Raw genomic sequence first — 14,835 nt, forward strand, 5'->3', positions numbered from 1 at the left:
GGGCCGCCCCGGACGGCGCCGTCACCCCGGCCACACGATCGCCTGCACCTCGCTGTAGGCGTGCAGGGCGTACACGCCGACGTCCCGGCCGACCCCGCTGCTCTTGAACCCGCCGAACGGGGCCTCCATGTTGCGGCCGACCGTGTTGACGCCCACGCCCCCGGCCCGCAGCCGCCGGGCCAGGCGGAAGGCGCGGGAGACGTCACCGGACCAGACGTAGTCGACGAGCCCGTAGTCGGAGTCGTTGGCGAGGGCCACCCCCTCGTCCTCGTCGTCGAACGGGATCACCACCACCACGGGCCCGAAGATCTCCTCGCGCGCCACCCGCATGGCGTTCGTGCAGTCGGCGAGCAGGGTGGGCGCGACGAAGAACCCCCTGTCCAGCGCGGGGCGTTCGCCGCCCGCCACGACCACCGCGCCCTCCTTTCGTCCCAGTTCGACGTACGACTCGACACGCGCCCGGTGCGCGGCGGAGATGACCGGCCCCACGACCGTGCCGGGCTCCCGCGGGTCCCCCACCTTCAGGCGGCGGGCGTACGCGGCGAGTTGACCGACCAGCCGCTCGTACACCCCGCGCTGGGCCAGCACCCGGGTCGGTGCCGTGCAGATCTGGCCGCTGTAGAAGGAGAACGTGGTGCCGATGCCGGCGACGGCCGAGGGGAGGTCGGCGTCGTCCAGGACGAGCGCGGCGCCCTTCCCGCCCAGCTCCATCAGCTGCCGTCTCATGTCCCGGCCGCACACCTCGGCGATCCGCCGTCCGACGGCCGTGGACCCGGTGAAGCTCACCATGTCGACGTCCGCGGAGGCGACCGCGGCCTCGCCCACCGAGACGTCCCGCCCGGAGACGACGTTCACCACGCCCGGCGGCACCCCGGCCGCCTCCAGCGCCCGCGCCATCCGGTAGACGGAGAGGGGGTCCTGCGGAGCGGGTTTCACCACGACCGTGTTGCCCATCGCCAGCGCGGGGGCGATCTTCCCGGCCGGGTTGGCCCAGGGGTTGTTGTAGGAGGTGACGCAGGTGACGACCCCGACGGGCTGCCGTACCGCCAGCGCCCCCAGCACACCGGCCCGCCCCATCGGCCCGGCCTCGGTGATCTGCGGGGCGATCGCCCACTCGGCGCTCTCCACCCGCGCGTACCGGCGGAAGCGGGCGGCGGCCACCCCGACCTGCATCGCCCGCGCGGTCGCGGTGGTCGCGCCGGTCTCGGCCCGGGCCAGGTCGGCGTACGGCACCAGCCGGTCTCGGATGATCTCCGCGGCCCGCCGGAGCACCGCGGCCCGCTCCTCCGGCCGGGTCCGCGACCACGCCCCGAACGCCTCCCGGGCCGCCGCGCAGGCCGCCCGCGCCTGCTCCGGCGAGGCCTCCGGCGCCCAGCCGACGGTCTCCTCGGTGGCCGGGTCGGTCACCGGGTAGTGTCCGGCGTCCGGCGCGACCCACTCCCCGCCGACGAACAGCGGCTGCCCCTCGCCCGCCGCGGGCCCACCGTCCGCGTCGCTCACCGCGTGTCCACCGTCCGCGTGTGCCGCCCGGAGCGCAGCACCCGGCCCGGTACGGCCCCGGTCACCACGTCGTCCCGGATGGCCTCCACCCCGTTCACCCACACGGCCCGCACTCCCAGCGCCCGGGAGTCCAGCCGGGGACCGTCCCCCGGCAGGTCGTGCACCAGCCGGGCCGGGCCGGCGTCGATCCGCTCCGGGTCGAAGAGGACGAGGTCCGCGTGCCAGCCCTCCTCGATCCGGCCCCGCTCGCGCAGCCCGAACAGCCGCGCCGGGTCGTCGGTCAGCATCCGCACCGCCCGCTCCAGACCGACCAGCCTGCGCCCGCGCAGACAGTCCCCCAGGAACCGGGTGGTGTACGGCGCCCCGCACATCCGGTCCAGGTGGGCGCCCGCGTCCGAACCGCCGAGCAGGACGTCCTCGTGCCGCCAGGTCTCGGCGCGCAGCGCCCAGGACGCCGGGTCGTTGTCGGTCGGCATGGGCCACAGGACCGTACGCAGGTCGTCGTGGACGCAGATCCCCACCAGGCAGGCGAAGGGGTCCTGGCCGCGCTCGGCGGCGATGTCCCGCACCACGCGGCCGGTGAGCCCGCGGTTGGCCTCGCTGTAGGTGTCCCCGATGACGTACCGCCCGAAGTCCGTGAGCCGCCGGAACACCCCGGCCTCCTCGGACCGGGCCCGCCGCAGCATCTCCTCCCGGACGGCCGCGTCCCGCAGCCGGGCGATCCGCTCGGGCACCGGCAGCGCGAGGACCTCCCCCCAGCCGGGGATGAGGTTGAGGGCGCAGAAGGTCCCCAGGGACATGTTCATCGGGGTGAGGATCGGCATGGTGAGCGCCACGACCCGCCCTCCGGCCTTCCTCGCCCGCTCGCTCGCGCTCAGCTGCCGCGGCACCCGTTCCGGTACGGCGGCGTCGATGGTGAGGACGTTCCAGTTCAGGGGCCGGCCGGCGGCCGCGCTCATCTCCACGAGGAGATCGATCTCGTCGTCGCTGAACCGGTCCAGGCAGCCGGTGACGATGGCCTCGATCTGCGTCCCCTCGTGCTCGCCCACGGCCTTCGACAGCGCCAGCAGCTCCGCCGGCCCCGCGTGCCGGGACGCGACCGGCTGCCCGTCGCCGTCGGAGTGCGTACCGGACTGCGTGGTGGACAGCCCCCAGGCCCCCGCGTCCATGGCCTCGTGCAGCAGCCGCAGCATGGCGTCCATCTGGTCGGCGCCCGGCCGGCCTCCGACGGCCTCCGGGCCCATGACGTACCGCCGCAGCGCGCAGTGCCCCACCATGAACCCGGCGTTGACGGCGATCCGCCCCTCCAGGGCGTCCAGGTACTCCCCGAAGGAGTGCCAGTTCCAGGGCGCCCCCTCCTCCAGCGCCACCAGGGACATGCCCTCCACCTTGGACATCATCCGCCGGGTGTAGTCGGCGTCCCCGGGACGGGAGGGGTGGAGCGGGGCGAGGGTGAACCCGCAGTTGCCGGCGGCGACGGTGGTCACGCCGTGGTTGAGGGAGGGGGTGGCGTAGGGGTCCCAGAAGAGCTGGGCGTCGTAGTGGGTGTGGGGGTCGACGAAGCCGGGGGTGAGGACGAGGCCGTGCGCGTCCTCGGTGCTGCGGGCCGCCTCGGTGACGGTGCCGACGGCGGCGATCCGGCCGTCCCGGATGCCGACGTCGGCGGTGACGGCGGGCGCACCGGTGCCGTCCACGACGGTGGCGCCCTCGATCAGGTGGTCCAGCATGCCCGGCCCCCTTGCACAGCCTGACGGAACCGCGTGGTCCGGTGCACCGGATCGGTGTCGATCTTCGGGATCACGTGCTCCCCGATGAGCCGGATCGTCCGCAGCGTCTCCTCCTTCGGCACCCCCACCGGCAGCCCGAAACTCAGCTGGTCCGCGCCCGCCTGCTCCCAGCGCTTGCACTGGCGCAGCACCTCGTCCGGATCGCCGCAGATCAGCAGCTCCTCCTCGATCAGCAGCTCCACGAACTCCGGGGTGTACGGGGGCAGCGTCTCCGGCCACACCGGGAACCCCTCCGGCCGCGGGAAGGTGTCGTGGTAGCGGAAGACCAGCGAGGGCAGGTAGTGCAGTCCGCCGTTCACGGCGGTCTCGACGGCCTCGGCGTGCGTGGGCGCGCAGATCGCGGTGGTCGTGACCATCACGTTGTCGTTGACGAAGTCCCCGACCGGCTCGGCGTCGACGACCGCCGTCTTGTACTGCTCCAGCACCCATTCCATGTCGGAGACCTTCTGGATGCTGAAGCCGAGCACCCCGAGTCCCTTCCTCGCGGCCATCGCGTACGACGGCGGGGACCCGGCCGCGTACCACATCGCCGGGTGCGACTTCCCGTACGGCTTCGGCAGGACCTTCCGCGGCGGCAGCTGCCAGTGCTTGCCCTGGAAGCCGGCGTACTCGTCCTGGAGCCACATCTTCGGGAACTCGGCGATGGTCTCCTCCCAGATCTCCTTCGTGAAGTTCATGTCGGTGACCCCCGGTATGAACCCGAGGATCTCGTGGCTGCCCGCACCCCGTCCGCTGCCGAACTCGAAGCGGCCCTCGCTGAGGTGGTCCAGCATGGCGACCTTCTCGGCGACCTTCACCGGGTGGTTGACCTGGGCCAGCGGGTTGAAGATCCCGGAGCCGAGGTGGATCCGCTCGGTGGCGTGGGCGAGGTAGCCGAGGAAGACGTCGTTGGCGGACAGGTGCGAGTACTCCTCCAGGAAGTGGTGCTCGGAGGCCCAGGCGTACTTGAAGCCGGACCTGTCCGCCTGGATGACGTACTCGGTCTCCTCCATCAGCGCCTTGTGCTCGGCCAGCGGGTCGGTCTCGGCACGCTTGCCGACGTATCCCTGTACGAAGAGCCCGAATTCCACGGCGGTTCACCGTCCCCGGTCCTGAAGTATCTGACGAGCCGTCAGTTTTGACGACTCTCGCACCGGCCGCGCGGAGGGTCAATACCTGACGGTAAGTCAGATGACGTTGATCCCGGCCAGCCACCCGCCGTCGACGACGAACGGCTGCCCGGTGATGTACGACGAGTCGTCGCACGTCAGGAACAGCGCCAGCCGCGCCACCTCCTCCGGCCTCCCGATCCGCCCCAGCGGCACCAGCCCCCGGTACAGCTCGTCCAGGGCACGGCTCGTCTCCTCCGGATCGGCGCCCGGGTCCAGCAGGGCCGGGTTCGACATCGCGGTGTCGACGGCGCCCGGACAGACCGCGTTGACCCGGATCCGCCGGCCCGCCAGCTCCAGCGCCGCCACCCGGGTCAGCCCCAGCACCGCGTGCTTGGTGGCGGCGTACGCGCCCACGGCGACCATGCCGGTCAGCGCGGTGTAGGAGGCCGTGTTGACGATCGTGCCCCCGTCGGCCATCTGAGGCGCCACCGCCTTCATCCCCAGGAAGCAGCCGACCTGGTTCACCTGCACCACCTGCATGAACTCGGCCAGCGGGGTGTCCACGAGGGCGTTGAAACGCAGGATGCCCGCGTTGTTGACGAGCCCGTCGATGCGCCCGTACTCCCGCATGACGGCGGCCACGGCCTCCCTCCAGCCGTCCTCCGTCCCCACGTCGAGATGGACGTACAGCGCCCCGATCTCCTCGGCGAGCGCCTTGCCCTGGTCGTCCAGCACGTCCGCCACGGCCACCCGCGCGCCCTCCGCCCGGAACAGCCGCGCCTCCTGCTCGCCCTGTCCGCGCGCCGCCCCGGTGATGATCACGACGCGTCCGTCCAGCTTGCCCATGCCGTACTCCTCAGAGGTCAGGGGCCACTTCGGCTCCGAAGGCCGCCATCTGGTCGGTGAGTTCGGTGCGGCCGCGGCTGCGGAACCGCACCTGGATCTGGTCCACGCCCATCGCGCGGTACGCGCGCAGGGACTCGGCGAGCGCCCGCGGCGGCCCGCTGACCGTGCGCCGCCCCACGTCCCAGCCGGGCCGGCCGACGTACAGGGGCTCGGTGATCGCGCCGATGGTGCAGGGGGCCTCGACGCCCGCCTCCTCCCGCAACGCCCTCAGCCGGGCGACGGCGGCCGGCAGCCGCTCCCGCGGGTCCCCCTGCGGCAGCCAGCCGTCGCCCTTCAGCGCGGCCCGGCGGACGGCGGCGGGCGAGGAGCCGCCGACCCAGAGGGGGACGGACGGCTGGGCGGGGCGCGGCCGTTGGCCCAGTCCCGCGAAGTCGTAGCGCTTCCCGTGGTGTTCGGGGAACTCGTCGGGCCCCAGGGCGGCCCGCAGGGCGTCGATGGTCTCGTCCAGCACCGCCCCGCGCCGCTCGAAGTCGACGCCGAGCACCTCGAACTCCTCCCGTACGTGCCCGGCCCCCACCCCCAGGACGAGCCGCCCGCCGGAGAGGTGGTCGAGGGTGGCGTACTGCTTGGCGGTGAGCAGCGGATGCCGCAGCCCCACGACCGCCACATGGCTGAGCAGCCGCACCCGCTCGGTGACGGCGGCGAGGTGGGCGAGGGTGGCCACGGGGTCGTACCAGACGGTGCTCATGGCCGGGGCGAGGCGGCGCGGTACGCCCACGTGGTCGCAGCAGGCGACGTACGCGAACCCCGCCGCGTCGGCCGCCCGTGCCACGGCGACCAGGTCCTCCGGTCCGGCCGCGGCCTCCCAGGGCTCGGTGTAGAGGGTGCTCTGCGACTGGACGGGCAGCTGGATGCCGTACGCCAGGGCGCTCACGCCCGCCACAGCCCCTGCGGGGTGAGCCCGAGCAGCTCGATGGCGTTGCCCCGGACGATCCGGGTCACGGTCTCCGGGTCCAGGTGCCCCATCTGGGCCTCGCCGACCTCGCGGGACTTGGGCCAGGTGGAGTCGGAGTGCGGGTAGTCGGTCTCGTACAGGACGTTGCCGACACCGATGGCGTCGAGGTTCCCGAGCCCGAAGGCGTCGTCGAAGAAGCAGCCGTGGACGTGCTCGGCGAACAGCTCGGACGGCGGCCGGGTGACCTTGCCGGCGACCCCGCCCCACCCCCGGTTCTCCTCCCACACCACGTCCGCGCGCTCAAGGATGTAGGGAATCCACCCGATCTGGCCTTCCGCGTACATCACCTGCAGGTTCGGGAAACGCTCGAACTTGCCGCTCATCAGCCAGTCGACCATCGAGAAGCAGCAGTTGGCGAAGGTGATCGTGGAGCCGACGGCGGGCGGCGCGTCGGCCGAGGTGGAGGGCATCCGGCTGGACGACCCGATGTGCATGGCGATGACGGTGCCGGTCTCGTCGCAGGCGGCGAGGAACGGATCCCACTCGTCGGTGTGGACGGAGGGCAGCCCGAGGTGCGGCGGGATCTCGGAGAAGGCGACCGCCCGGACACCGCGTGCGGCGTTCCGCCGCACCTCCTGCGCGGCCAGGCGGGCGTCCCAGAGGGGTATGAGGGTCAGCGGTACGAGCCTCCCCCGCGCCTGGTCCCCGCACCACTCCTCCACCATCCAGTCGTTGTAGGCGCGGACGCAGAGCAGGGCGAGTTCCTTGTCGGCGGCCTCCGTGAACGTCTGCCCGCAGAAGCGGGGGAAGGTCGGGAAGCACAGCGCCGACTGGACATGGTTGACGTCCATGTCGGCGAGGCGGGCGGGCACGTCGTACGACCCGGCCCGCATCTGCTCGTAGGTGATGACTTCCAGCCGGACCTCGTCCCGGGCGTACCCCACGGCGGTGTCGAGACGCGTGAGCGGCCGGCGCAGGTCCTCGTACACCCACCAGTCGCCGACGGGCCCCTCGTCGGAGCCCGGGGTGCCCATCACGGGCTTGAAGCGTCCGCCCAGGAAGGTCATCTCCTTCAGCGGCGCCCGCACGATCCGGGGCCCGACGTCCCGGTACTTCCCCGGCAGCCGGTCCTGCCAGACCCGGGCGGGCTCAACGGTGTGGTCGTCGACGGAGATGATCAGCGGGAACTGTGTGGTCTCCATACTCCTCACGGTAGCGTTGATCTGACGAACCGTCAGCTACGGCGCCGGGCGGCCGGCATGCGGAGGGAATGTGAGGACCTTGTGGACCGCCGCGCGAACCCCGGTGATCGGCCATGATCGCCTGTGATCGGCGTCTCGCACGGCTGACGCAACCGCCCCGAACAAGGCAAACTGACGGGGTTGTTCGTGATGCCGAGGGGGACGAACGCATGGACGGTGGGCCGCGAGTGCCGGAACAGCGCCGCGCCGACTCCGTGACCATCGCGGAGCCGGCGGCGTTGCGCTTCGGCGTGCTCGGTCCGGTGCGTGCCTGGCGCGGCGAGGAGGCGCTCCAGACGGGCTCCCCCCAGCAGCGCGCCCTGCTGGCCGCACTCCTGCTGCGCGAGGGCCGCACGGCCACGGCGGCGGAACTGATCGACGCGCTGTGGGGATCCGAGCCGCCCTCCCAGGCCCTGGCGGCGGTCCGCACCTACGCCTCCCGGCTGCGCAAGGCGCTCAGCCCCGGGATCCTGGTCAGCGAGTCCGGCGGCTACGCCGTCCGCGGCCTGCGCGAGGGCGCCCTGGACCTGGCGGTCGCCCAGGACCGGGCGGCGGAGGCGGAGAAGGCGCGGGGGGCGGGTGACCTGGGCCGGGCCCGCACGCTCCTGAACCAGGCCCTCGCCCTGTGGGACGGCGAACCCCTGGCCGGAGTCCCCGGCCCGTACGCCGAGGCCCAGCGGGCCCGCCTGGAGGAGTGGCGCCTCGTCCTCCTCGAATCCCGCCTCGACCTCGACCTGGAACAGGGCTGCCACGCCGAGGCGGTCTCGGAACTGACGGCGCTGACGGCGGCGCACCCGCTCCGGGAGCGTCTGCGCGAACTCCTGATGCTGGCGCTGTACCGCAGCGGCCGCCAGGCGGAAGCGCTCGCGGTCTACGCCGACACCCGCCGCCTCCTGTCGGAGGAGCTGGGGGTCGACCCCCGCCCGGGCCTGAGCGAACTCCAGCAGCGCATCCTCCAGGCGGACCCGACCCTGGCGGAGCCCTCGGCCCCCGTGACGGAGCCCTCGGCGACCCCGGTCCGCCCCGCCCAGCTCCCGGCCTCGGTCCCCGACTTCACCGGCCGCTCCTCCTTCGTCGCGGACCTGACGCACGTCCTCTCCTCGGCGTCCGAGGCGGAGGGCCGGATCATGGCGGTGTCGGCCCTGGCCGGCATCGGGGGCGTGGGCAAGACGACGCTGGCGGTACACGTCGCCCACCGGGCCAGGGGGGCCTTCCCGGACGGACAGCTGTACGTGGACCTCCAGGGGGCGGGGCCTCGCCCGGCGGAGCCGGAGACGGTACTCGGTTCGTTCCTGAGGGCGCTGGGCACGGCGGACGCATCGATCCCGGATTCGCTGGAGGAGCGAGCGGCCCTCTACCGCTCGGTCCTGGACGGCCGCCGGGTCCTGGTCCTGCTGGACAACGCGAAGGACGCGGCCCAGGTGAGACCGCTGCTGCCGGGGACGGAGGGCTGCGCGGCCCTGGTCACCTCCCGGGTCCGCATGATGGACCTGGCCGGCGCGCATCTGGTCGACCTGGACGTCATGTCTCCGGACGAGGCGCTGGCGTTGTTCACGAGGATCGTGGGCGAGGAACGGGTGGCCTCGGAGCGGAAGGCCGCGCTGGACGTCGTCGCCGCGTGCGGCTTCCTCCCGCTGGCGATCCGCATCGCCGCGTCCCGCCTCGCGGCGCGCCGCACCTGGACGGTCTCGGTCCTGGCGGCCAAGCTGGCCGACGAACGCCGCCGCCTGGACGAGCTGCAGGCCGGGGACCTGGCGGTGAAGGCCACCTTCGAGCTGGGGTACGGCCAGCTTGAGCCCGCCCAGGCAAGGGCATTCCGGCTGCTGGGCCTGGCCGACGGCCCGGACATCTCCCTGGCCGCCGCGGCCGCGGTCCTGGACCTCCCCGCGGAGGAGACCGAGGACCTGCTGGAGTCTCTGGTGGACACGTCGCTGCTGGAGTCCGCGGCGCCCGGGCGGTACCGGTTCCACGACCTGGTACGGCTCTATGCGCGGGCTTGCGCGGAGAGGGACGAGGGGTCGCCGAGCGAGCGGGGGGCGGCGATGTCGCGGTTGCTGGACTTCTACCTGGCGACGACCGCGGGTGTGTACGCGATCGAGCGGCCGGGGGACCGGTTGGTGGACGACCTGGAATCGACGGAGTACGCGGGGCTGCGGTTCACGGAAGCCACTGCGGCACTGGACTGGCTCTACACGGAGGCCGCGCCGCTCCTGGCGTGCGTGCGGCAGTCGGCTGGCACCGAACGACTGCGGCGGGGCGTCGACCTGCTGTGGGCGGCCAAGGACCTGACCGAGTCAGGGGCGAACTCCCACCAGTACGAGGCGACGGCCCGTGCGATGTGCGAGGCGACTCAGGCGGTAGGGAATCCCCGGGCCGAGGGCAGGGCGCGGACCATTTTGACAGACGTCCTGCTGGTATCCGGGCGTATTCAGCAAGCGGAAGCGGAAGCCCGGACAGCGATGCGTCTGGCAAAGGGCGTGAGCGACTCGACCGCCGCCAGTTGGGTGGCCAACAACCGAGGACTGATCTGCCTTCACCAGCGACGTTACGCGGATGGTCGGGCCTACTTCGATCAGGCCATCGACGGTTTCAGGGCTGCAGGGAACCGCCCGGGCGAAGCCTCCGCCCTGTCCAATCTCTCACGGGCGCAACTGGGTGTCGGCAACACCGCTGAGGCGGTCGAGATCGCCATGCGTGGGCTGGCCGTCTACCTCAGTCTGGGACGGACCATGCGTCTGGCGAACGGGCACTTCGCGGTGGGCGTCGCGCTGTCTCAGGCCGGTAGACACAGTGAGGCGCTTGCGCAGTTCTCCGAAGCGCGAGCCATCTTCAGTGGGCACCGTCAGCGCCTGTGGGAGGGGACGACGAACTTCCGCATCGCTGAGGTCCTCATGGCCACGGAACATGTCACGCAGGCGGCCCAGCATGCTGAACAGGCCCTGGCACTGGGGTGCATCGGCGGGGACCGCATGCGGGGGAACGTCCTGACGCTCCTTGGTCAAGCCCTGTCCGCGCTGGGCCAGGTCGACCGCGCGAAGGCCTGCTGGCGGGAAGCACTCAGCTTGTACGAGCAGAACAGCGCAGCGGAGGCGGAGGACGTACGCGCCTTGCTGGCTGCGGGCACTGCGGCGTGAAGCTGCCCAGTACGGCGCGGGCCTGAGGCCCGTTCAGCATTCGTTTATCCCTGCGCGGCACTCTGTTACCAGTCAGACCATCGCGTCGGGGGGCAGATGGTCCGCTGGAGCCCTCACCGGTTAGTGTGCGGCTCCGAACGCCCGTCCGGCGGCCCTCGGGGGAGCTACCGGACGGGCGTTCCCGGCCCTCACCACAGTGAAGGAAGCATGATGAGCGACACGAAGAACACCGCGGACGCCAAGCCGCTGGACAACCACATGCCCAGCGAGCCGGCCACCGACGAGACCGTCACCACGCTCGACAACCACATGCCGATCGGGCCGGCGACGGATGCCATCACGACGATGGACAACCACATGCCTGCGCCGCCCGCCTTGGACCTGGACGCCAAGTAGACCTTCATTCCGACGGGGATCGGCCGCGGTGGCGCGGAGGGGGAGCCGCCGCGGCCGAGGTGTGTCCGGGGGAAGCCGCCGCATCACGGCATGTCGCAGCACACCACCGAGGGGCCGGGCGCAGGCTCGGCCCCTCGGTGGTGTCACCCCTCCAACTCGCACCACACCGTCTTCTCCACCCCCTGCTCCACACCCCACCGCACAGTCACCGCTTCGATCAGCGCGAGGCCCCGTCCGGTCTCGTCGTCCTGCGTGGCCAGCAACAACACGGGAAGACTCCCCGCCTCCGGGTCGGTGACCTCGACGCGGATGCTGCCGCTGTCCGTCCGGGCCACCCGTACACGGACACACACCCCCTCCCCCACATGCCGGATCACGTTACCCACGAGTTCGGTGACGCACAGCTGGACGTCGGCGCAGGGCGCGTCCAGGTAGCGGCGGACGGTGCGACGCAGTCCCTGGAGCGCCTTCGGTACGGCGACGAACTCGACGTCCAGCGGTGGGCGGCCCGGCGTAAGGCCCGCACCCCGCAGCACCCGCGCCAGCTTGCGCGCCGTCACCGTGTTGCAGTTGCCGAGCGCGACCAGGCCGGCCGGGGGTTCGTATCTGCCCGCGAAGCTCGACAGGTCCACCCGGAGGGAGGGCAGGGTGATGCCGTGGGCGGAGAGCGCCTCGCGCAGGTCGTCCACGCAGAGGGTGGTGTCGTAGGCGGAGTTGCCGCGCTGGGCGGAGGGAGAATTCGGGGACGACACGGTTGCGTACGCCTTCCTGTGCACTCTGTGACGAAACAGTCACACCATGACGCCGCCACCGGTACCTTTTGAAGAGATCCCGGCTGCGCAAGCTCAACTGGCAAACGGCGGTGATGAGTCGTGCCCCCACGCAAAGACCCTGACGCTTCGGCGAACGTCCCTTCCTTCTACGGCGCGGAGTTGCGGTACCGGCGGGAGCTGGCGGGGCTCACGTTGGAGCAGCTGGCCGAGGGAAGCTTCCGAGGCGTCCCGTTCCTCAGCCAGATCGAGCGCGGGGAACGGCGCATGCCCCTGGACCTGGCACGGCACGTCGACAAGGTGCTGGGGACGGACGGGTTTTTCGAGCGGCGGTGTGAAGACGCGCGCCGGGCGAAGCAGTCGGGGCATGCGGAATACTTCGCGGATGTGGCGGAGATGGAGCGGCACGCGGAGACGATCGAGGAATGGTCTCCGATGCTGGTGCCAGGCTTGCTGCAAACGCAGGCGTACGCCGAGGCCGTCGTCCACACGTCGCTGCCCTGGCTGCCGCCCCAGACCGTCGGGAAACAGGTCCAGGCCCGACTGGCGCGCGCAGAGATCTGGAAACGGGAGGAGCGGCCGTCGTTCTGGGCGGTGCTGCACGAGTCACTCATCCGCAGGCCACTCCTGCCCCCGACGGAGATGGCGGAGCAGCTGGAGCACATCGCGCACGTCATCCGCTCCACGCAGGGCGTTCTGCAGATCCTCCCGGAAAAGGCACACGCCCACCCGTTCATGATGGGCATGATGAAGGTGATGACCTTCCCCGACGCGCCGCCGGTGGCCTACACCGAGGGACTCCACAATGGCCAACTCATCGACTATCCGGCGCTCGTGAAGGACTACCGCAGGTCGTACGATCTGCTCAGGGCCGCGGCACTACCGCCAGAGGTGTCCCTGGCCAAGGTCGAACGAGCGGCGGAGGACTACCGAGATGGCAAACTGCGGGATTGACCTGGGCACCGCCGTGTGGCGCAAGAGCAGCTACAGCAACGGCAGCGGCGGGGATTGCGTCGAAGTAGCCGACGGTCACCCCGACGTCGTCCCCGTCCGCGACTCCAAGAGGGCCCAGGACGCACCCGTGCTCCTCTTCCATCCCCTCGCCTGGAGCGCCTTTGTCGGTTCCCTGAGGGACTGACCCCGCCCGGTTATCCACAGGGCAAGCAGCGAGTCACGGTTTCTGCGATCTTGCCCGTGTGGAGCGAACGGACTTGAGGGCGCTGGCGGACAGGGGCGTCCTCCTCACCTCACGTGCCGTAGAGGCCGGCTGGCCCAGGCGTAGCCTGACGCGGGCGCTGCGCGGGGACGGCTGGACGCGGCTCCGGCACGGCGCCTGGGCCGAGCCGGGGCGCGGCCCGGACCTGCTCACTCACCTCCGGGCCGTCCAGCTCCGCGTGCCGCAGCTCGTCGTGAGCCACGGTTCGGCGGCCGCTCTCTGGCGGATCGAGCTGCTCGGCGGTAGCCGCAAGGCGCCTCTGGACTTCATCGACCCTCACCTCAGCGTCCACCGCCTGGGCACCGACGTGCGCGTGCACCGGATACCGCTCGTCAGAAGTGACGTGGTGGAGAGGCAGGGGCTCCGGCTCACCACCCCCACCCGCACACTCGCCGACCTTCTCCGACGCGGTCCGAGGGACGTGGCGGTCGCTGCCGTGGACTCGGCCCTGACCTACCGCAGGGTCGGACGGGTCCGGCGCGCGCCGCTGGTCCGGATGGACGAGGTGGCCGCCGCGCTGGGGAAGGCCTCGCCCGGGTCGCTCCGCGCGCGGGACTGGCTCCGGCTGACCGACCCGCTCGCCGGCTCCCCCGCCGAGACGGTTGCCCGACTGCGCATGTACGACGCCGGGCTGCGCCCCGAGAGTCAGGCGGAACTGCGCACACCGGACGGCAGCCGCCGCGTCGTCGACTTCCTCTTCCGGGCGGCAGGGCTCGGCGTGGAGATCGAGGGGTACGCCTACCACGGCAGCCGTGAAGCCCACCGCAGGGACATCGCCCGCTACAACCAGCTACTCCGCTGCCCCGAGATCCGCAGCCTCCTCCGCTTCACCGCCGAGGACGTCTTTCACCGGCCTGGCTACATGGTCAAGGAGATCAAGGCGACCTTGGCTTCTCTGACCGGCGATTCCAAGTGACCGTGGGGCCGCTCGCTTCTCGGCCAGTGTCGGGCCTCCGCGAGGTGAGTCAAGGGCGCTTCCGTTCCGCTGCGCTCCACTCCCGCGTCGGCTCCGCCGATGGGCCTCCGGCCCACCCTTGACACACCTCGCTCCACCCCGGGGAAGAAGCGAGCGAGCGGCCGGAAAGGCAGTGGCCCAGCCCGGCACCGGCCCCCGGGTCACTCGCCCGGCCCCGTCGGGAGGGGGCGCGGTCCGGCCGTTCGGGGACGCCGGGCAGGCCTGGCGGCTGACGGCCGGTGAGTGGGGCGCGGTCCGGCCGCGGGGACGCCGGGCAGGTCTGGCGGCTGCGGCTTTTCGGGGTTCCGGGAGCCTCGGCGAGTCCACGAAGGTGCCTTTTCACCCCCTCAGATGGTGAATGGCGGATTTGGGCCAGGGGGGCGGGGGAGGCTGGACAGATCGGGCACGTCGGGAACGTCGGGCAGGCGGGAGGGTTTGGTGGAGGTGGCCCAAGTCCGCCAATCACCGCTTCCGTGTGACCTGCGGGGCTCATGAGACGCCCGACGCGGCGTGCAGGCGAGGCGGGGACGCGCCCCACCCACCGGACCGCAAGCCGCTCGGCCCACCCGGCGTGCCGACGCTCGCCTGGCGCGCCCCACCCACCGGACCGCAAGCCGCCCTGCCCACCCGGCGTGCCGACGCTCGCCTGGCGCGCCCCACCCACCGGACCGCAAGCCGCCCTGCCCACCCGGCGTGCCGGCGAGATGGCGACGCGTCCCACCCACCCGCCGCAGGCCGCTAAGCCGACCCGGCGTCCAAGTAAGCCGCGACTGCGCCCCCACCCACGCCACGAACGCAGCCGACCTCGGGGCCGACGGGCCTGAGGCGGCCCCTTTCCCGGGCTGCCCGCTCGCTTCTTCCCCGGGCTGGAGTGAGGTGGGTCAAGGGTGGGCCGGAGGTCCATCGCCGAAGGCGACGCGGGAGTGGAGCGCAGCGGAACGGGA

General features: G+C 72.1%; 12 protein-coding genes. 5 read left to right on the top strand and 7 right to left on the bottom strand.

Annotated elements, in window-relative coordinates:
• Positions 1-21 precede the first annotated feature (21 nt).
• From ACZ7N4_RS12025 to ACZ7N4_RS12050, 6 genes are all read right to left on the bottom strand, one after another.
• Positions 22-1,500, bottom strand: a complete 1,479-nt coding sequence (locus tag ACZ7N4_RS12025; RefSeq protein WP_471356822.1) for an aldehyde dehydrogenase family protein — start codon at positions 1,498-1,500, stop codon at positions 22-24.
• Entirely contained in the window at positions 1,497-3,227 is a 1,731-nt protein-coding gene (locus ACZ7N4_RS12030; protein ID WP_471356824.1) for an N-acyl-D-amino-acid deacylase family protein, read from the bottom strand. Before ACZ7N4_RS12030 ends, ACZ7N4_RS12025 begins: the two co-directional genes overlap by 4 nt.
• Positions 3,212-4,357 carry an LLM class flavin-dependent oxidoreductase gene (locus tag ACZ7N4_RS12035; RefSeq protein WP_471356825.1) on the bottom strand — a complete coding sequence of 382 codons (1,146 nt, stop codon included), beginning with the start codon at positions 4,355-4,357 and terminating at the stop codon, positions 3,212-3,214. Before ACZ7N4_RS12035 ends, ACZ7N4_RS12030 begins: the two co-directional genes overlap by 16 nt.
• A gap of 96 nt (positions 4,358-4,453) precedes the next feature.
• On the bottom strand, positions 4,454-5,224 hold the full coding sequence (locus ACZ7N4_RS12040) for an SDR family NAD(P)-dependent oxidoreductase (protein WP_471356827.1): 771 nt from the start codon (positions 5,222-5,224) through the stop codon (positions 4,454-4,456).
• 10 nt (positions 5,225-5,234) lie between these two features.
• Entirely contained in the window at positions 5,235-6,149 is a 915-nt protein-coding gene (locus tag ACZ7N4_RS12045) for a TIGR03619 family F420-dependent LLM class oxidoreductase (protein ID WP_471357148.1), read from the bottom strand.
• Positions 6,150-6,154: 5 nt separating this feature from the next.
• A complete protein-coding gene (locus ACZ7N4_RS12050) occupies positions 6,155-7,381 on the bottom strand; it encodes an amidohydrolase family protein (RefSeq protein WP_471356829.1) in 1,227 nt (408 codons plus the stop codon).
• 209 nt (positions 7,382-7,590) lie between these two features.
• Between ACZ7N4_RS12050 and afsR the strand changes: the two genes are divergently transcribed.
• On the top strand, positions 7,591-10,554 hold the full coding sequence (gene afsR, locus ACZ7N4_RS12055) for an SARP-family global regulator AfsR (protein WP_471356833.1): 2,964 nt from the start codon (positions 7,591-7,593) through the stop codon (positions 10,552-10,554).
• Positions 10,555-10,764: 210 nt separating this feature from the next.
• Positions 10,765-10,950 carry a regulatory protein AfsS gene (gene afsS, locus ACZ7N4_RS12060; RefSeq protein ID WP_356145963.1) on the top strand — a complete coding sequence of 62 codons (186 nt, stop codon included), beginning with the start codon at positions 10,765-10,767 and terminating at the stop codon, positions 10,948-10,950.
• Positions 10,951-11,093: 143 nt separating this feature from the next.
• Here afsS and ACZ7N4_RS12065 read toward each other — a convergent pair whose 3' ends face one another.
• Positions 11,094-11,702: an ATP-binding protein gene (locus ACZ7N4_RS12065; protein ID WP_471356837.1), complete on the bottom strand. Its 609-nt coding sequence runs from the start codon at positions 11,700-11,702 to the stop codon at positions 11,094-11,096.
• 120 nt (positions 11,703-11,822) lie between these two features.
• Between ACZ7N4_RS12065 and ACZ7N4_RS12070 the strand changes: the two genes are divergently transcribed.
• From ACZ7N4_RS12070 to ACZ7N4_RS12080, 3 genes are read left to right on the top strand one after another with little or no spacing between them, the layout of a single operon-like run.
• A complete protein-coding gene (locus tag ACZ7N4_RS12070; RefSeq protein WP_471356839.1) occupies positions 11,823-12,674 on the top strand; it encodes a helix-turn-helix domain-containing protein in 852 nt (283 codons plus the stop codon).
• On the top strand, positions 12,655-12,858 hold the full coding sequence (locus tag ACZ7N4_RS12075) for a DUF397 domain-containing protein (protein WP_471356840.1): 204 nt from the start codon (positions 12,655-12,657) through the stop codon (positions 12,856-12,858). The genes ACZ7N4_RS12070 and ACZ7N4_RS12075 overlap by 20 nt, the downstream gene beginning before the upstream one ends.
• A gap of 58 nt (positions 12,859-12,916) precedes the next feature.
• Positions 12,917-13,852 (top strand): hypothetical protein, encoded by a 936-nt coding sequence (locus tag ACZ7N4_RS12080; protein WP_471356842.1) that lies wholly within the window; start codon positions 12,917-12,919, stop codon positions 13,850-13,852.
• Positions 13,853-14,835 lie beyond the last annotated feature (983 nt).

It is taken from the genome of Streptomyces sp. NPDC107654, assembly GCF_055639035.1.

Excerpts from the sequence above, each read along its gene's own strand:
- ACZ7N4_RS12030 (WP_471356824.1), bottom strand. The coding sequence starts at position 3,227 with ATGCTGGACCACCTGATCGAGGGCGCCACCGTCGTGGACGGCACCGGT.
- afsR (WP_471356833.1), top strand. The coding sequence starts at position 7,591 with ATGGACGGTGGGCCGCGAGTGCCGGAACAGCGCCGCGCCGACTCCGTG.
- ACZ7N4_RS12050 (WP_471356829.1), bottom strand. The coding sequence starts at position 7,381 with ATGGAGACCACACAGTTCCCGCTGATCATCTCCGTCGACGACCACACC.
- ACZ7N4_RS12040 (WP_471356827.1), bottom strand. The coding sequence starts at position 5,224 with ATGGGCAAGCTGGACGGACGCGTCGTGATCATCACCGGGGCGGCGCGC.
- ACZ7N4_RS12075 (WP_471356840.1), top strand. The coding sequence starts at position 12,655 with ATGGCAAACTGCGGGATTGACCTGGGCACCGCCGTGTGGCGCAAGAGC.
- afsS (WP_356145963.1), top strand. The coding sequence starts at position 10,765 with ATGAGCGACACGAAGAACACCGCGGACGCCAAGCCGCTGGACAACCAC.